The sequence below is a fragment of the gamma proteobacterium symbiont of Axiagastus rosmarus genome (genome assembly GCF_059730925.1).
In genome coordinates this window covers 1,934,831-1,952,979 of sequence record NZ_AP035925.1, presented here as the reverse complement: position 1 = coordinate 1,952,979, position 18,149 = coordinate 1,934,831, and the positions used below count along the sequence as shown (strand labels likewise).

The window sequence follows — 18,149 nt, the reverse complement described above, 5'->3', positions numbered from 1 at the left end:
TCGTTCCTTTACGTCAGGTGACTACAGTAATCAGTGGATGGGCGCGGTCGGCCGGCAGCAGTGTGCCAATCGCCGTGGCCTCAACGCCAGCCTGCGCCACGCACGCGCGAAACGCCGCCACAGCGTCAGGCTGTACCGCCACCAGCAGCCCGCCGGAAGTTTGCGGATCGCACAGCAGTGCGCGCGTGGCCTCATCCATGGCAGAAATGTGCTCGCCGTAGCTGGCGAAGTTGCGGCTGGTGCCGCCCGGCACCGCGCCGGCCGCAATGTACTGGTCCACGCCGGGCAGACGCGGTACCTGTGCGGCCTGCACGTGTGCGCGCAGGCCGGAGCCCAGACAGATTTCACTCAGGTGCCCCAGCAGACCAAAGCCGGTGACATCGGTCATGGCGCTGACGCCGGGCAGTTTAGCAAATTCCGCCCCTGCGCTATTGAGCTGGCACATCACCTGCGCCGCCAGCGTCTGATGCTCCGCACGCAGCAGCCCTTTTTTCTCTGCAGTAGTCAGAATACCGATGCCGAGCGGTTTGGTGAGGAACAGCTCGCAGCCCGCCTGCGCAGCGCTGTTCTTTTTCACGCGCGCCACGTCAACGATGCCGGTAACGGCAAGGCCAAAAATCGGCTCCGGCGCATCGATTGAGTGGCCCCCCGCCAGCGCGATGCCGGCCGCCTGGCAGGCCGCGCGACCGCCTTCAATCACCTGCTGTGCCACCTTCGCATCCAGCACATTAACCGGCCAGCCGAGAATAGCGATGGCCATGATCGGTTTGCCGCCCATGGCGTAAATATCACTGATGGCGTTAGTGGCCGCGATACGGCCAAAGGTGTGCGGATCGTCAACGATGGGCATAAAGAAGTCAGTGGTGCTGACCACCGCCGTGCCGTTACCAAGATCGTACACGGCAGCATCGTCACGGGTTTCATTGCCGACCAGCAGTTGCGGATCGTGAAAGGCAGCCAGTTCGCTGTGCAGAATGGTCTCAAGCACCTGAGGTGAAATTTTACAGCCGCAGCCAGCGCCGTGGCTGTATTGCGTCAAACGAAGCGGTTCGCTCATGGCGGGTTCCTTGTGCGCTGAACAGAGAGGGCTATGTTAGCCTGGCAGCCCGCTGCTGGTAAGCGCTGTCGCCGCTAAGCGCGATCTTTCGCACAGCGACTGTGCAATCAGTGTCGTTGCATGCACCTTGCCGCAGAAACCCGCTGCTGTCTGTCAGAAATAACTGACAAACGCCTCGCTATCGGGCGCAACCACGGTGGTATTCGCTTTCAGCTGCGGCGTTCCGAGGTAGAGGAAACCCACAATCGCATCCTGCTCGCGGCAGCCAAAGGCGGCGCGTACCTGCGGATGATCGGTCCACGGCCCGCTGCGCCAGATGCCGTTAAAGCCCTGCGCGACGGCCGCCATTTGCATCGCCATCACCGCGCAACCCGCGGACACGACCTGCTCCCAGCGCGGCACTTTGGCGGAGGCTTCGCAGTGCGCGACAACGGTGATGATCATCGGCGCGCGGAATGGTGACGTCCGGGCCTTCTCGATGGCTTTGTCATCCAGCTGGCTGTCGCGTGCGGCCTGCTCCAGCAGATGGCTGAAGCGTTCGCGCCCCTCATTTTCAATGATGATGAAGCGCCACGGCTGCAGCGTGCCGTGATCCGGTGCGCGCATACCCGCGTGCAGAATATTCTGCAGCACTTCACCGGCGGGTGCCGGCTCGGTCAGGCGCGACGCTGAACGACGGTTTACCAGTAATTCCAGTGCATCCATCTTGATTCTCCCGTGATTAACAAAGCATGGGCTAATCCTGGCACAGCGCGATCTTTTGTAACAGTCTGGCGCGATTTCCTGCTGACTTTTCGCACGCTGCTCTTTAGGATGAACCCGACATCGGGGCAGACCGCATACCGGCTGCCCTGGCTACGTGAATATGGAGAGTTTATGCGCACATTGTGGCGAATTATTGCTGGCCTGTTCCGCTGGAGCTGGCGGGTGCTGAATTTTATCCGGGAATTTATCCTGAATCTGTTCCTGATTGTGTTAATTCTGGCCGGCGTCGGCATCTGGCTGCAGCTATCCAGCGCCAGCAGCAGTGAACCAGTGCAGCAGGGTGCGCTGAAAGTCGATCTGAGCGGCGTGCTGGTGGACAAACCGTCGGTCAGCAATCGTCTGAGCCGTATCAGCCGCCAGCTGCTGGGTGCCAGCAGCGATCGTTTGCAGGAAAACTCGTTGTTTGATGTGGTCGATGCCATTCGTCAGGCAAAGAGCGATAAAAATATCACCGGCATGGTGCTGGATCTGCGCGATTTTGCCGGCGGCGATCAGCCTTCGCTGCAGTACGTTGGCAAGGCGCTGCGCGAATTCCGCGACGCGGGCAAACCCATTTTTGCCCTCGGCGACAGCTATAGCCAGGCGCAATACTATCTCGCGAGCTACGCCACGAAGGTCTATCTGTCCCCGCAGGGCACAGTGGATCTGCACGGTTTCGCCACCAACGGCCTGTATTACAAATCCCTGCTGGATAAGCTGAAAGTCAGTTCGCACGTGTTCCGTGTCGGCACCTATAAGTCCGCAGTTGAACCTTTCCTGCGTGATGATATGTCGCCGGAAGCGCGCGATGCTGACGGCCGCTGGGTCGGCCAGCTGTGGCAGAACTACCTCAACACGGTGTCCGCCAACCGGCAAATCACGCCGCAGCAGCTGTTCCCGGGGGCGGCGGGCATCATCAGCGGTCTGCAGGCCGTTCAGGGCGATACCGCTAAATATGCTCTGGATAACAAACTGGTGGATGTGCTGGATTCGCGCGCTGCCGCCGATCGCGAGCTGGTGAAAACCTTCGGCTGGGATAAAGCCAGCAATGACTACCGCAACGTCAGCATCTATGACTACAACGTCAAACAACCTACGCAGCAGGATGGCAACATTGCGGTGATTCTCGCCAGCGGCGCCATCATGGACGGCGAAGAGAGCGCCGGTAACGTCGGTGGCGACACCACCGCTGCACAGATCCGCGACGCCCGCCTCGACGACAAAATCAAAGCCATCGTGCTGCGCGTCAACAGCCCGGGCGGCAGCGTAACGGCCTCTGAAGCCATCCGCGAAGAGCTGGCGGCGGCGCACGATGCCGGTAAGCCAGTGGTGGTGTCAATGGGCGGCATGGCGGCATCGGGCGGCTACTGGATCTCCACGCCGGCCGACTACATCGTTGCTGCGCCGAGCACCCTGACCGGGTCGATCGGCATCTTCGGCGTGATCAATACGGTGGAGAACAGCCTGAGCAGCATCGGCGTGCACAGCGATGGCGTTGCCACCTCGCCGCTGGCGGATGTGTCGACCACCAAAGCGCTGCCGACTGAAGTGCAGCAGCTGATGCAGCTGACCATTGAAAACGGTTATCGCAACTTTGTCGGTCTGGTGGCGGCGTCACGCCATAAAACGCCACAGCAGATTGATGCCATTGCGCAGGGTCACGTCTGGACCGGTAGCGATGCCAAGGCCAATGGGCTGGTGGATGCGCTGGGCGACTTCGACGATGCGGTGGCCAAAGCCGCCGAGCTGGCGAAGGTCGCGAAACCTGAACTGAGCTGGTATCAGGACGATCCGGGGATGATCGACCTGCTGCTTAACCAGATGAATGCGTCGGCGCAGGCCGTGCTGCCGGCCGCGCTGAAAGTGTGGCTGCCGGCACCGGTCAGCGAAGTGATGGGCGCGCTGCAGGCGCAGCCAGGCCTGATGAATAATCTCAACGATCCGCAAAACCGTTACGCGTTCTGCCTGACCTGCGGCAACGTACGCTAATCTTTACAGCCCGGCCGCTGGTCGGGCTGCTTTTCCCCGCTAATCCCCTTATACTGCGCGTTTTACGGCAAGTCTGAGTCCATTCATGCAAAAGAAAAATATCTATGTAGCCTACACGGGCGGGACCATCGGTATGCAACGCTCCGCGCAGGGTTACATTCCGGTCTCTGGCCATCTGCAGCAGCAGCTGGCGATGATGCCAGAGTTTCACCGTCCGGAAATGCCGGATTTCACCATCCACGAATACCATCCGCTGATTGACTCCTCGGATATGACGCCGCAGGACTGGCAGTCAATCGCTGACGACATCCAGCTGAACTACGATCGCTATGACGGTTTCGTCATTCTGCATGGCACCGATACCATGGCGTTCACCGCGTCGGCGCTGTCGTTCATGCTGGAGAACCTGGCCAAGCCGGTGATCGTCACCGGGTCGCAGATCCCGCTGGCCGAGCTGCGCTCAGACGGTCAGCAAAATTTGCTGAACTCGCTGTATGTCGCGGCCAACTATCCGATTAATGAAGTGGCGCTGTTCTTCAACAACACACTGTTTCGCGGTAACCGCACCACCAAAGCCCACGCCGACGGCTTTAATGCGTTTGCTTCACCGAACCTGTCGCCGCTGCTGGAAGCAGGCATCCACATTCGCCGTCTCAATACGCCGCCGGCACCGCGCGGCAGCGGTGAGCTGATCGTCCATCCGATCACGCCTCAGCCGATTGGCGTAGTGACCATCTATCCGGGCATCTCTGCCGACGTGGTGCGCAATTTCCTGCGTCAGCCGGTGAAGGCGCTGATTCTGCGCTCTTACGGTGTGGGCAACGCGCCACAAAACGCCGAGTTTCTTGCCGAACTGCAGCAGGCCAGCGAGCGCGGCATTGTGGTGGTGAACCTGACGCAGTGCATGTCCGGTAAGGTCAATATGGGCGGTTACGCCACCGGCAACGCACTGGAACACGCCGGCGTGATCAGTGGTTTTGATCTGACCGTCGAGGCCACCCTGACTAAACTGCACTTTTTGTTAAGCCAGAACCTCACCAGCGCTGAAATTCGTGCCAAAATGCAGCAGAATTTACGTGGCGAACTGACCGAAGACTGATACGGAGCAAAATCCCATGAAGCGGGCATTGATAATCATCGATATTCAGAACGATTTTTGCCCCGGCGGCCCGATGGCCGTGCGTGAAGGTGACCAGACGGTTGCCGTTGCTAATCGCTATGCACGCGAATTCCGCGCGCGCGGTGAATGCGTGGTGGCGTTGCAGGACTGGCATCCGGCCAATCACGGCAGCTTTGCCTCGGTCTCTGGCGAGCCGGTGTATACCCTCGGTGAACTGAATGGTCTGGCGCAGATCTGGTGGCCGGATCACGGCGTGCAGCACTCACACGGCGCGGATTTCCATCCGGATCTCGATCGCAGTCTGATTGATGCGGTGTTCCATAAAGGCGGCGATGTGGATGTGGATAGCTATAGCGCCTTTTTCGATAACGGGCACCGCCGCAAAACCGAGCTCGACAGCTGGCTGCGCGAGCGCGGCATTACTCACCTCGTGATGCTGGGCCTGGCGACCGATTATTGCGTCAAGTACAGCGTGCTGGATGCGCTGGAACTGGGATATCACGTTGAGGTGGTGCAGGAAGGCTGCCGGGGCGTCAATCTCAATCCGGACGACAGCGAGATCGCGATCGCGCAGATGCAGGCGCAGGGTGCGGTCATTATCTGAAAATCAGGGCTGGAACTCTCCAGCCCTGCAGCCAGTTAATGCAGGTTGATGCGCGTCACGTCGGACTCGATTCCCCACTCTTCCTTCAGCTGTTTTTTCGACTTCATCACCATCTCGCCGCCTTTACCGATGGTCATGTGCTGCGGTTCGTCGTTGTGCCGCGCCTGCCACAGCATCACCAGCTGCAGACAGTTATCTTTCTGATCCTGCGTCAGCGCCACGCCGTCTGGCCACTTGCCGGTTTCCACCGCGCTGGCGAGGCGCTCGTAGACTTCCGGCGTCATCGCCGCCAGCATTGCTTCCAGTTCCTGCTTCATGCTCAGCCCTCGTGCTGATTGCCCTGCTCGTCGGTAAAGTTCAGCGACGCTGAGTTGACACAATAGCGCTCACCGGTTGGCTGCGGGCCATCCGGGAAGACGTGGCCCAGATGGGCGTCGCAGTTACCGCAGCGGATTTCGACGCGGTGCATACCGTGCGAGTCATCTTCCAGATAGCGGATAGCTTCATCGTTATACGGCTGGTAAAAGCTCGGCCAGCCGCAGCCGGAGTCATACTTGGTTTCGGAGAGAAACAGCGGTGTGTTGCAGACCAGGCAGTGATAGATACCCTCCTGCTTGTTGTGCAACAGCGCGCCGGTGAAAGGCGGTTCGGTTCCACGATGCTGAGTGACGTAGCGCTGCATTTCCGACAGCTGGGCAATTTTTGCCTCGGGTGCGGTGTCTTTAGCCATTTTGAGTTCCGGAGTGTCATTCTGTAAAAATCGTCTAGTATTCTAACAAACGAACAACATCTTCCGGGTCTTTTTTCGTGCGGATGCTTTTGCCCCGACCAGCACTGCGCAATTTTGTGATGACGATCACTCTTTGCAACAGTCATCCCTTTTTAGTCTGCATTCGGCGTAAGATAGGTGCGCAATAAGGGCGCTGCGCAAGCGTTTGCGCACCCAATTATTCCTGGCGCTGGAATTGACCTGTCGCAACAATTGACACGATTCCGCTTGACGCCTGGTAAGGTTTTTGTAATTTTACAGCCAACCTTTTATTCACTAACAAATAGCTGGTGGAATATATGACTATCAAAGTAGGTATCAACGGTTTTGGCCGTATCGGTCGCATCGTTTTCCGTGCTGCTCAGCAGCGTTCTGACATCGAAATCGTCGCGATCAACGACCTGCTCGACGCCGATTACATGGCTTACATGCTGAAGTATGACTCTACACACGGTCGTTTCGACGGCACCGTAGAAGTGAAAGATGGCGCGCTGATCGTTAACGGTAAAAAAATCCGTGTTACCGCTGAGAAAGACCCGGCTAACCTGAAATGGGACGAAGTGGGCGTTGACGTTGTTGCTGAAGCAACCGGTATCTTCCTGACCGACGAAACCGCACGTAAACACATCACTGCCGGCGCGAAGAAAGTGGTTCTGACTGGCCCGTCTAAAGATGACACCCCAATGTTCGTTCGTGGTGCCAACTTCGACAAATATGCCGGCCAGGACATCGTGTCTAACGCTTCCTGCACCACCAACTGCCTGGCACCGCTGGCTAAAGTAATCAACGATAAGTTCGGTATCGTTGAAGGTCTGATGACCACTGTTCACGCCACCACCGCCACTCAGAAAACCGTTGATGGCCCGTCTCACAAAGACTGGCGCGGCGGCCGCGGTGCAGCGCAGAACATCATCCCATCTTCTACCGGCGCAGCAAAAGCAGTAGGCAAAGTTCTGCCAGAGCTGAACGGTAAACTGACCGGTATGGCGTTCCGCGTACCAACGCCAAACGTGTCTGTGGTTGACCTGACCGTTCGTCTGGAAAAACCAGCGTCTTACAAAGACATCTGTGCAGCCATCAAAGCCGCTGCTGAAGGTGACATGAAAGACGTGCTGGGCTACATCGAAGACGACGTGGTTTCTACCGACTTCAACGGCGAAACCCTGACTTCCGTGTTCGACGCGAAAGCCGGTATCGCTCTGAACGACAACTTTGTGAAACTGGTTTCCTGGTACGATAACGAAACCGGTTACTCCAACAAGGTTCTGGATCTGATTGCACTGGTTGCTGCTAAGTAAGCTAACCGGCTAAACAGACAAGGGGTGACTTCGGTCGCCCCTTTTTTTTCGATTGGATGAGAGAAGGTCTGACAATGCACAATTCGCTCTTTAACACGCCCGTGGTGACGCAGATCACCCCTTACCTGTCGCAGCGTCAGATGGGTGAATTGCCGATTCTGGTGATCAGCCATCCGAAAGTGCGCTCCGCCATTGCCCTGCAGGGTGCGCACCTGCTGGCATGGCAGCCGGCCGGTCAGCAGCCCGCCATCTGGCTTAGCGACAAGACGCCGTTTGTCAGCGGCAAAGCCATTCGCGGCGGTGTGCCGGTCTGCTGGCCGTGGTTTGGTCCGACAGGTGAACCTGCACATGGTTTTGCCCGTAATCAGCCATGGACGCTGACGGCGCATGATGAGAACGAAGATGCGGTCATGCTGACGTTCACGCTGGAAAGTAATGCACAAACGAAAAAACTGTGGCCGCACGACTTCACGCTGCTGGCGCGCTTCCGCATTGCTGAACACTGTGAGATTGAGCTGGAAGCCTGGGGCGATTATGAAGCCACTGCCGCGCTGCACAGCTATTTTCAGGTGGCGGACATTGCGCAGGTTGAAGTTAGCGGGCTCGGCAACAGCTACATCGATAAGGTGCAGGACAATGCCATCGGCAGCGCAGCGGACGGGAAACAAACCTATCCCGAGCGGGTTGATCGCATTCATACCGCAGCGGAAGACTGCAGCGTGATTCACGATCGCGCCGGTAAGCGCCAGATTGAAGTCTATCACCATTATCAAAGTGACGTTGTCACCTGGAATCCTGGCCCGGCACTGTCCTGCAGCATGGCCGATATGCCTAATGATGGTTATAAAACGATGGTGTGCGTGGAGACGGCGCGGATTAACAAGCCGATGAAAAGTGCCGGAGAAACCCCTGCCCGCCTTGGCGTCACGCTGAGAATCCGCAATAAGTAATGCTGAACGGCGCGCACGCGCCGTTTACACCACATCCAGCGCCAGTTTATGCTGCGGCGGCGGAAAGGCGCGATCCAGCAGCGCCAGCTCATCGCTGGTCAGGGTGATATTCAGGGCCGCCGCATTCTCCTGCACGTGCGCCACGCTGCCCGCCTTGGGAATGGCCATTACGCCCGGCTGGCGAATCACCCAGCTCAACAGCAACTGAGCGATGCTGATGCCCTTCTGTTGTGCAATCTGCTGCAGAGTCGCATCGTCAAACAGCGCCTGACGCAGCCGTCCGGCCTGCGCCAGCGGACAGTAAGCCATGACGGGCGTATGGTGCTGCTGACAGAGCGGCAGTAAATCAAATTCAATGCCGCGCGAAGCCAGATGGTACAGCACCTGATTAGTCGCGCAGCCCATCCCTCCGGCTTCACTCCACAGCTCCTGCAGATCGTCGCTATCAAAATTGGAGACGCCCCAGTGGCGGATTTTGCCCTGCTGCTGCAGCGTTTGCATGGCGCGCACGGTCTCTTCCAGCGGTACATTACCGCGCCAGTGCAACAGATAAAGATCGAGATAGTCCGTCTGCAGACGGCGCAGACTGCGCTCACAGGCGTCAATCGCATCGACCTCACCGGCGTTCCACGGGTAAACTTTTGATACCAGCCAGGCTTGATCGCGCCGTCCGCGCAGCGCAGCGCCGACCACCTCTTCCGCGCCGCCTTCGGCATACATCTCAGCGGTATCGATCAGTTTCAGTCCGGCGTCCAGTCCAGCCTGCAGCGCAGCGATTTCCTGCGCCCGCTGTGCCGGATTCTCGCCCATATACCAGGTGCCCTGGCCGATAGCCGGTAACGGCGTATCGTCGTTAAACTGAATCGTCTTCATCTCACCTCCCGTTGCGCCATTACGGGGCGCAATATTGGTGCAGGGTAACAAAAACGCCTCGCTATGAGGCGTTCGTGCGGTCATCAGAAGCTGTAGCTGACGCCGGTCCACAGCGTAAACTGACCGTCTTTATCCACCATCGGACTGTCTTTAATTTCACTGGCGAAGCGGGTGTATCGCCCTGACAGGCTGGCGTTCCAGCTCTCGCTTATCTGGTAGCTGGCGTTCATCTCGACGTAAGGCGACCAGCTGTCGTCCGGGTGATAGCGATCAATGCCGGTACGCGCGCTTTCGTGGCCGGAAACGCCGTAGTAATAGCGGTTTTGGTTGGCACTGTTCCACATTGCGCCAATGCCCGGTGTCAGGCTGAACGCGCCGAAATCAAAGCGGTACAGGTAGGTCAGGTCCCAAATCATGCCGTTGCTGTTATTCAGCACATCGCCCAGCAGCGCGGTACGCACAATCCCCCAGTCGGCAACGTGACGATAAGTCGCGCCGGCCATCAGCGTCATGCGACGCTTGTCCAGCCCTTTCATGTCGCCCAGATCGTTATCTTTCGGGTCATACTGCTGCGGCGAGCCCAGCAGCGTTAACGACAGCTGATTCTGCGGGTCTTTCCACAGGTAATAACCGCCCTGCAGGCTGCGGAACCAAAAGTTTTCTCCCTCATAATTGATGACCGGGATCGGCAGATAACGGTCCTGGCCGCCGCGGTACGGCGACTGGGCATAAATAACCGAAGCCCCAAGTGACAGGGGTTCAGCGTAAGTGCTGAACGCCGCAAAATAGCAAGGACACATCAGAGCAAGCGCTTTAAGTTTGAAATGGTTCACAATTTATTCATTCCATTAATATAACAATCACACGCAGAGTCTAACCAAATTTTGCCACTGGTTTAACTTTTAATGTTGATTTCCTTTTTATCCTGTCAGACGCGTCTGAGACGCAGCGCACCTGTTGCCGCAAGGGCGTGACGGCCTTAGCGCTTATGAGACTTTGTTATTGATATATCGCTAAATAAGGAGAAAAGACGGAGCAATTTTTCTGATTGCCTTCTACAGTAAAAGTAAGACGAGAATTTTTTGTACGAGCAGAGTAACCATAAGAATTGTGAATCCCGATAAAAAATCGTCAGGTTGGCATAAGGGTTGCTGTACTCAATAAAGAATATCTTCCGGGAGCTGCAAGAGCATCTTATTACGCTCCTTTACCTGTGCTAAAAACGAAAGGACGGGCATCGCTATGAATATATTCGATCACTATCGTCAGCGTTATGAAGCTGCCAAGGACGAAGAGTTCACACTGCAGGAATTCCTCACCATCTGTAAGCAGGATCGCAGTGCATACGCCAACGCGGCAGAACGACTATTGATGGCCATCGGTGAGCCTGTGATGGTCGATACTGCCCAGGAGCCTCGCCTTTCCCGTATCTTCTCGAACCGCGTCATCGGACGCTATCCGGCCTTTGAAGAGTTTTACGGTATGGAGGAAGCGATTGAGCAGATCGTCTCCTACCTGAAACACGCCGCGCAGGGGCTGGAGGAGAAGAAACAGATTCTGTACCTGCTCGGCCCGGTGGGCGGCGGTAAATCCTCGCTGGCCGAACGGCTTAAAGCGCTGATGCAGCGCGTGCCGATCTATGTGCTGAGTGCCGACGGTGAACGCAGCCCGGTCAATGACCATCCGCTGTGCCTGTTTAATCCGCAGGAAGACGCCAATATTCTGGAAAAAGAGTACGGCGTGCCGCGGCGTTACCTTGGCACCATTATGTCGCCGTGGGCGGCTAAACGGTTGCATGACTTTGGCGGCGACATCACCCGCTTCAAAGTGGTGAAAGTGTGGCCGTCGATTCTGGAACAGCTGGCTATCGCCAAAACCGAACCGGGTGATGAGAACAACCAGGATATTTCAGCGCTGGTGGGTAAAGTGGATATCCGTAAGCTGGAAAACCACGCGCAGAACGATCCGGATGCCTACGGCTATTCAGGTGCGCTGTGCCGCGCCAACCAGGGCATCATGGAATTCGTGGAGATGTTTAAAGCACCCATTAAAGTGCTGCATCCGCTGCTGACCGCCACTCAGGAAGGTAACTATAACGGTACCGAAGGGATTTCCGCCCTGCCGTTTAACGGCATCATTCTGGCGCACTCCAACGAATCAGAGTGGGTGACATTCCGTAACAACAAGAACAACGAAGCTTTCCTTGACCGCGTGTACATCGTGAAGGTGCCTTACTGCCTGCGCGTGTCCGAGGAGATCAAAATTTATGAAAAACTGCTCAACCACAGTGAGCTGACCACCGCGCCTTGCGCACCCGGCACACTGGAAACGCTGGCACGTTTCTCGATTCTGTCGCGCCTGAAAGAGCCGGAAAACTCCAGCATCTACTCGAAGATGCGCGTCTATGACGGTGAAAGCCTGAAAGACACCGATCCGAAAGCGAAATCGTGGCAGGAGTATCACGATTACGCCGGGGTGGATGAAGGCATGAACGGCCTGTCGACCCGTTTCGCGTTTAAGATTCTGTCACGCGTGTTTAACTTCGACCATGCCGAAGTAGCGGCTAACCCGGTACACCTGTTTTACGTGCTGGAACAGCAGATTGAGCGCGAGCAGTTCCCGCAGGATCAGGCGGAGAAGTATCTGGAACACCTGAAAGGCTATCTGATTCCGAAATATGCGGAGTTCATCGGCAAAGAGATTCAGACCGCTTACCTCGAATCCTATTCGGAGTATGGTCAGAATATCTTCGACCGCTACGTCACTTATGCGGATTTCTGGATTCAGGATCAGGAGTATCGCGATCCGGATACCGGCCAGCTGTTCGATCGTGAATCACTCAATGCCGAGCTGGAAAAGATCGAGAAACCTGCCGGGATCAGTAACCCGAAAGATTTCCGTAACGAGATTGTCAACTTTGTGCTGCGCGCACGGGCGCAGAATAACGGACGCAATCCAAACTGGACCAGCTACGAAAAACTGCGCACGGTGATCGAGAAGAAAATGTTCTCCAACACCGAGGAGTTGCTGCCGGTGATTTCGTTCAACACCAAAACATCCACGGACGAACAGAAAAAACACGACGATTTTGTCGATCGCATGATGGAAAAAGGCTATACCCGCAAGCAGGTGCGTCTGCTGTGCGAATGGTATCTGCGCGTGCGCAAATCGTCATAATCGACAGCGGTAAGCTACGCGGCATCCACATGCCGCCTGAGGAGGCCGGATCCGTTCCGGCCTGGCTTACAGCGTAGTTTGGGGGAATTTATGGCCTATTTCATCGATCGGCGTCTTAACGGCAAGAATAAAAGTGCGGTCAACCGGCAGCGCTTTTTGCGCCGTTATAAGTCGCAAATCAAACAGTCGATCTCCGAGGCCATCAACAAGCGTTCGGTCACCGACGTGGAGAGTGGCGAATCGGTGTCGATTCCTGTTGACGACATCAACGAGCCGATTTTCCATCAGGGGCGCGGCGGCAGTCGTCATCGCGTGCATCCGGGGAACGACCACTTTGTGCAAAACGACCGCATTGAGCGGCCGCAGGGCGGCGGTGGTGGCGGCAGCGGTCAGGGCAATGCCAGCCAGGACGGAGAAGGTCAGGACGAGTTCGTGTTTCAGATATCGAAGGATGAGTACCTCGATCTGCTGTTTGAAGACTTAGCGCTGCCTAACCTGCGCAAAAATCAGCATCGCCAGCTCAATGAGTACAAAACTCACCGCGCGGGCTTCACCTCGAATGGCGTGCCGGCCAATATCAGCGTGGTGCGCTCGCTGCAAAACTCGCTGGCGCGAAGAACCGCCATGACCGCAGGCAAACGTCGTATGCTGCACGAACTTGAAGCCACACTGAGCGAAGTCGAAAACAGCGAGCCGGCGCAACTGCTGGAAGAGGAGCGGCTGCGTAAAGAGATTGCGGAACTGCGGGCGCGCATTGAGCGCGTGCCGTTTATCGACACCTTTGACCTGCGTTACAAGAATTTCGAGAAGCGGCCTGAACCGTCCAGCCAGGCGGTAATGTTCTGCTTAATGGACGTTTCCGGCTCGATGGACCAGGCAACCAAGGATATGGCGAAACGCTTTTATATCCTGCTCTATCTGTTCCTCAGCCGGACTTACAAAAACGTCGATGTGGTGTATATACGTCACCATACTCAGGCGAAAGAAGTCGATGAACAGGAGTTCTTCTACTCGCAGGAGACCGGCGGCACTATCGTCTCCAGCGCGCTTAAGCTGATGGACGAAGTGGTGAAAGAGCGTTATGACCCGTCGCAGTGGAATATCTATGCGGCGCAGGCCTCGGACGGCGATAACTGGGCGGATGACTCACCGTTGTGTCATGAAATTCTGGCGAAGCATATTCTGCCGGTGGTGCGCTATTACAGCTACATTGAGATTACCCGACGGGCGCACCAGACCCTGTGGCGCGAGTATGAGCATTTGCAGGCGATGTTTGATAACTTTGCCATTCAGCACATCCGCGAGCCGGAAGACATCTACCCGGTATTTCGTGAGCTTTTCCATAAACAGGTCGCTGAAGCCTGATTTTACCAGCCGGTCACCGACCGGCTTTTTCTTTCCCCCGCCCGGCTTAACTCCTCTGAAAACCCTGCTGTTTTTCTGTGCGGATTTAACCTTCTATGGGATAGCGCGCCACAGAATGAAAAAATGTGCAATTAACCGCTGACAAGCTATTGATAAGGCATTATCTTTTCACCTTGTCTGTGTGAATTGCCCGCAATTTGCTTTTTTACGCCCCGCCGCAGGAGAACGCCGTTGAATGCCAGCATGATTTACAGTTTGTTCATTATTGGTTCCGTGCTGGTCGCAGCAAGTATTCTGCTGAGCTCCTTCTCGTCGCGTCTCGGTATCCCGATTCTGGTGATCTTCCTGGCGCTGGGGATGCTGACCGGCGTGGACGGCATCGGCGGCATTGCTTTTGATAACTACCCGGTGGCCTATCTGGTGTCCAACCTGGCGCTGGCCATCATTCTGCTTGATGGCGGCATGCGCACCAAGGCCAGCTCGTTCAAGGTGGCACTTGGTCCGGCGCTGTCGCTGGCCACCGTTGGCGTGATGATTACCGCCGGGCTCACCGGTCTGGCTGCCGCCTGGCTGTTTAAGCTCGATCTGATGCAGGGCTTCCTGATTGGCGCCATTATCGGCTCGACCGACGCCGCAGCGGTGTTTTCACTGCTGGGCGACAAAGGGCTTAACGAGCGCGTCAGTTCCACGCTGGAGATTGAATCAGGCAGCAACGATCCAATGGCGGTGTTTCTTACCATTACGCTGATCGACATGATCCAGCAGGGGCAGAGCGGCCTGAGCTGGATGTTTGTGGTGCATCTGGTGCAGCAGTTCGGCCTGGGCATTGTGCTCGGACTGGGCGGCGGCTGGGCGCTGCAGCAACTGATCAATCGCATCAGCCTGGCACAAGGGCTCTATCCGCTGCTGGCGCTGAGCGGCGGCATTATCGTGTTTGCCCTGACCACGGTGATGGAAGGCAGCGGCATTCTGGCGGTCTATCTGTGTGGTTTCCTGCTGGGCAACAGCCCGATTCGTAACCGCCACGGCATTCTGCAAACTTTCGACGGCATGGCCTGGCTGAGCCAGATTGGTATGTTTATCGTGCTCGGCCTGCTGGTGACGCCGTCTGATCTGTGGCATATCGCGCTGCCGGCGATGATTCTCTCGCTGTGGCTGATTCTGGTGGCGCGTCCGCTGTCGATTCTGGTCGGGCTGCTGCCGTTTAAAGGCTTTACCGGACGTGAACGCATCTTTATCAGCTGGGTAGGCCTGCGCGGTGCGGTGCCGATCATCCTCGCGGTGTTCCCGATGATGGCCGGGCTGGAGAATTCCAAACTCTACTTCAATATCGCCTTCTTCGTGGTACTGGTATCTCTGATGCTGCAGGGCACGTCGCTGGGCTATGCCGCTAAACGGGCTAAGGTGGTGGTACCGCCGACCGCATCGCCCATCAGCCGCGTCGGGCTGGATATCCATCCGGAAAATCCGTGGGAGCAGTTCGTTTACCAGCTCAGCGCCGACAAATGGTGTGTTGGTGCGGCGCTGCGCGATTTGCAAATGCCGCGCGAAACGCGCATTGCCGCCCTGTTCCGCGATAACGCGCTGATGCACCCCAACGGCAATACGCGTCTGAAAGAGGGTGACGTGCTGTGCGTTATCGGCCGCGAGCGCGATTTGCCGGCGCTGGGCAAAATGTTCAGCCAGACGCCGCCGGTGGCGCTGGATCAGCGCTTCTTTGGTGACTTTATCCTTGATGCCGAGGCGCGCCTGCGCGATGTCGCACAGATCTATGGCCTGGAGCTCGATGAAGAGACCAACGATCAGCAGTCGCTCGGCCAGTTGATTATGGGTCTGCTCGGCAGCACGCCGGTGGTAGGAGATCAGGTCGAGTGGAACCAACTGACGTGGACAGTGGCGGAAAAAGAGGATAACCAAATCGTCAAAATCGGGGTGCGCGTGCGGGAAGAGAAGGAATAATCTGAGGCCGTATCGCTCGTAAACTGCGTGTCAGCGTCTATGATCACTATTCCACCCAGCAAACGGGAGAAGATGATGGGACACGTGGTGAAGATTGGTCGTTACGAGATCGTCGATGCAGTAATGGATGTGGAGAAGCTGGATACCGTCGGCATCCCCTGCCATACCAACCCCGGCCTGAGTTATCAGCTCGACGGCTGGGATCATGAAACCAGCGTACCGGCGTGGATTGATGGCGAACCGGTCGATCTGCAGATCGGCCACTATGACAAGCAGCAAGACCGCTGGGTATTGAAAAAACCGGCCTGATATTTTCCTCACCGCCATTCACTTTGACTGGCGGTCATTCCGAAAAGTAGTCTTAAAATAGTCTGTTATTTCTCGGCACCTTTTACTTTTAATATTATTTTTCAAGAGATTAGGCAGTTTATACTTTAATCAAATATTGTTTTTTCAGACTCTTTCCATATTAACTCTGTCAAATAACTCCTGCATACTCTTAAACGTTGCTGCAGCTTTTCGTGACGTAAATCACGTCTCAAACGGCCCTTTCCATGCAGCGCTTATGGCAGCACTGACTCATATCTCGCTGAATATTATTTTATTTCTGCTTTCAGCGGACGACTCCTGAGCGCGTACTTGATTCTGGTCAGGCCATCTTTTACTTAAGAAAAGAGAGCAGGTTTTATGGCAAGTACATTGGTAATGAACGATGCAACCCGCTCGTGGAGCGGACTGCGCAAAAATCTCATCGCGAAAGTGGCACTCAGCTTTTCGGATTTAATTGCACTGAACCTGGCATTATTTTTATCCGCGGCCACCGTCCAGGGTATTTGGGGAGAACTGGACAGTTTTATTCCGCCGCAGCAAATTGAATACCGCTTTGTCGCACAGTTAGGTCTGTCAGTGCTGTGCACAGCCTGGTTCTGGGTGCGTATGCGCCACTACACCTATCGCAAACCGTTCTGGTTTGAGTTGAAAGAAATCGTCAAAACGCTGTTTGTGTTTTCGCTGCTGGATCTGGCGCTGATTGCCTTTTCCAAATGGGACTTCTCGCGCATGGTGTGGGTGTTTAGCTGGACCTATGCCCTGCTGCTGCTGCCGCTAATGCGCGCCGGCGTGAAGCGTGCCATCAACCGCGCTGGTCAGTGGCAAAAAGAGACCATTATCATCGGCTCCGGTAAAAACGCCATGGAAGCCTACGCAGCGCTGCAGAGCGAGGAGATCCTCGGCTATAACGTGCAGGCGTTTATCTCGCTGGACGATGAGCCTCACCAGGAAAGTGTTAACGGCGTGCCGGTTATTACCTGGAAAGACATCAACTGGCAAACCATGGACCGTGACAACACGCAATTTATCGTCGCCACCGAATTTGAACAGCAGGTGGTGCGCGATAAATGGCTGAAGTTTTTGTCCAAGATGAAATGCCGCTCAATTTCGGTTATCCCGACGCTGCGCGGTGTGCCGCTGTATGGCACCGATATGTCGTTTATCTTCAGCCATGAAGTGATGATTCTGCGCGTCAGTAACAACCTGGCGAAACGCTCATCGCGTTTCCTCAAGCGCACTTTCGACGTAGTGGTTGCCTCCCTGCTGCTGCTGTTTCTTGCCCCGGTGTTCGGTCTGCTGTGCTGGATGGTAAAACGCGATGGCGGCAATGCCATTTATGGCCACGAACGCGTCGGTCAGGATGGCGTGAAATTTAAGTGCCTGAAGTTCCGTTCAATGGTGACCAACTCGCAGGAGGTGCTGCAGAATCTGCTGGCCAACAGTGCCGAAGCGCGCGCTGAGTGGGATCGTGATTTCAAACTGAAGAACGATCCGCGCATCACCAAAATCGGTGGCTTCCTGCGTAAAACCAGCCTGGATGAACTGCCCCAGCTGTGGAACGTGATTCGTGGCGAAATGAGTCTGGTGGGACCGCGTCCGGTGATTGAAGCTGAGCTGGAACGCTACGCCGGCGATGTCGACTACTATCTGATGGCCAAACCGGGCATGACCGGTCTGTGGCAGGTCAGCGGGCGTAACGATATCGACTACGACACGCGCGTCTATTTTGACTCCTGGTACGTGAAGAACTGGGCGTTGTGGACCGACATCGCCATTCTGTTCAAAACCGCTGGCGTGGTGCTGCGCCGCGACGGTGCTTACTGATACCCTCGACGCGATGTCTGCGCCGTCCCGGCAGACATCGCCTTTTCGTTTTAGCCCTTTCTTTTTGGCCGCAGACTCATTACCCTTCTC

The 18,149-nt window shown here is 56.2% G+C and carries 16 protein-coding genes; 10 read left to right on the top strand and 6 right to left on the bottom strand.

Features of this window, described 5'->3' with window-relative positions:
- Window positions 1-13: 13 nt before the first annotated feature.
- Both selD and AC6I8F_RS09070 read right to left on the bottom strand, forming a co-directional pair.
- Entirely contained in the window at window positions 14-1,057 is a 1,044-nt protein-coding gene (selD, locus tag AC6I8F_RS09075) for a selenide, water dikinase SelD (RefSeq protein ID WP_058781813.1), read from the bottom strand.
- A gap of 153 nt (window positions 1,058-1,210) precedes the next feature.
- Entirely contained in the window at window positions 1,211-1,762 is a 552-nt protein-coding gene (locus tag AC6I8F_RS09070) for an NAD(P)H nitroreductase (protein ID WP_058774609.1), read from the bottom strand.
- A gap of 171 nt (window positions 1,763-1,933) precedes the next feature.
- Between AC6I8F_RS09070 and sppA the strand changes: the two genes are divergently transcribed.
- The 3 genes from sppA to pncA all read left to right on the top strand — a co-directional run bounded on the left by sppA (window position 1,934) and on the right by pncA (window position 5,514).
- Window positions 1,934-3,790: a signal peptide peptidase SppA gene (gene sppA / locus AC6I8F_RS09065; RefSeq protein ID WP_058781814.1), complete on the top strand. Its 1,857-nt coding sequence runs from the start codon at window positions 1,934-1,936 to the stop codon at window positions 3,788-3,790.
- Window positions 3,791-3,875: 85 nt separating this feature from the next.
- Entirely contained in the window at window positions 3,876-4,889 is a 1,014-nt protein-coding gene (ansA, locus tag AC6I8F_RS09060) for an asparaginase (protein ID WP_058757717.1), read from the top strand.
- Between the two features lie 16 nt (window positions 4,890-4,905).
- A complete protein-coding gene (gene pncA / locus AC6I8F_RS09055; protein WP_058757718.1) occupies window positions 4,906-5,514 on the top strand; it encodes a bifunctional nicotinamidase/pyrazinamidase in 609 nt (202 codons plus the stop codon).
- Window positions 5,515-5,549: 35 nt separating this feature from the next.
- Here the strand turns inward: pncA and AC6I8F_RS09050 are convergent, their stop codons facing one another.
- Together AC6I8F_RS09050 and msrB are read right to left on the bottom strand one after the other, a co-directional pair.
- A complete protein-coding gene (locus tag AC6I8F_RS09050) occupies window positions 5,550-5,831 on the bottom strand; it encodes a YeaC family protein (RefSeq protein ID WP_058774606.1) in 282 nt (93 codons plus the stop codon).
- 2 nt (window positions 5,832-5,833) lie between these two features.
- Complete coding sequence (gene msrB / locus AC6I8F_RS09045; RefSeq protein ID WP_498028744.1) at window positions 5,834-6,244, bottom strand: peptide-methionine (R)-S-oxide reductase MsrB; 411 nt, start codon at window positions 6,242-6,244, stop codon at window positions 5,834-5,836.
- A 338-nt stretch (window positions 6,245-6,582) separates the two neighbouring features.
- Here msrB and gapA point away from each other — a divergent pair, with 338 nt between their 5' ends.
- Window positions 6,583-7,581, top strand: coding sequence for a glyceraldehyde-3-phosphate dehydrogenase (gene gapA / locus AC6I8F_RS09040; RefSeq protein WP_021510061.1), 999 nt, complete (start codon window positions 6,583-6,585; stop codon window positions 7,579-7,581).
- A gap of 74 nt (window positions 7,582-7,655) precedes the next feature.
- Window positions 7,656-8,531, top strand: coding sequence for a D-hexose-6-phosphate mutarotase (locus AC6I8F_RS09035; protein ID WP_498028743.1), 876 nt, complete (start codon window positions 7,656-7,658; stop codon window positions 8,529-8,531).
- 24 nt (window positions 8,532-8,555) lie between these two features.
- Here the strand turns inward: AC6I8F_RS09035 and AC6I8F_RS09030 are convergent, their stop codons facing one another.
- Window positions 8,556-9,404 (bottom strand): aldo/keto reductase, encoded by an 849-nt coding sequence (locus tag AC6I8F_RS09030; RefSeq protein WP_152390960.1) that lies wholly within the window; start codon window positions 9,402-9,404, stop codon window positions 8,556-8,558.
- An 83-nt stretch (window positions 9,405-9,487) separates the two neighbouring features.
- Window positions 9,488-10,237, bottom strand: coding sequence for a MipA/OmpV family protein (locus tag AC6I8F_RS09025; protein ID WP_059009705.1), 750 nt, complete (start codon window positions 10,235-10,237; stop codon window positions 9,488-9,490).
- A gap of 409 nt (window positions 10,238-10,646) precedes the next feature.
- Here AC6I8F_RS09025 and yeaG point away from each other — a divergent pair, with 409 nt between their 5' ends.
- The 5 genes from yeaG (at window position 10,647) to wbaP (ending at window position 18,059) form a co-directional block, all read left to right on the top strand.
- Complete coding sequence (gene yeaG / locus AC6I8F_RS09020) at window positions 10,647-12,581, top strand: protein kinase YeaG (protein ID WP_021510057.1); 1,935 nt, start codon at window positions 10,647-10,649, stop codon at window positions 12,579-12,581.
- Window positions 12,582-12,671: 90 nt separating this feature from the next.
- Entirely contained in the window at window positions 12,672-13,946 is a 1,275-nt protein-coding gene (locus tag AC6I8F_RS09015; protein ID WP_031280211.1) for a YeaH/YhbH family protein, read from the top strand.
- A gap of 231 nt (window positions 13,947-14,177) precedes the next feature.
- Window positions 14,178-15,905, top strand: coding sequence for a potassium/proton antiporter (locus tag AC6I8F_RS09010; protein ID WP_021510055.1), 1,728 nt, complete (start codon window positions 14,178-14,180; stop codon window positions 15,903-15,905).
- A 75-nt stretch (window positions 15,906-15,980) separates the two neighbouring features.
- Window positions 15,981-16,214, top strand: a complete 234-nt coding sequence (locus AC6I8F_RS09005) for a DUF1480 family protein (protein ID WP_021510054.1) — start codon at window positions 15,981-15,983, stop codon at window positions 16,212-16,214.
- Window positions 16,215-16,592: 378 nt separating this feature from the next.
- Window positions 16,593-18,059 (top strand): undecaprenyl-phosphate galactose phosphotransferase WbaP, encoded by a 1,467-nt coding sequence (gene wbaP, locus AC6I8F_RS09000; protein ID WP_059009707.1) that lies wholly within the window; start codon window positions 16,593-16,595, stop codon window positions 18,057-18,059.
- Window positions 18,060-18,149 lie beyond the last annotated feature (90 nt).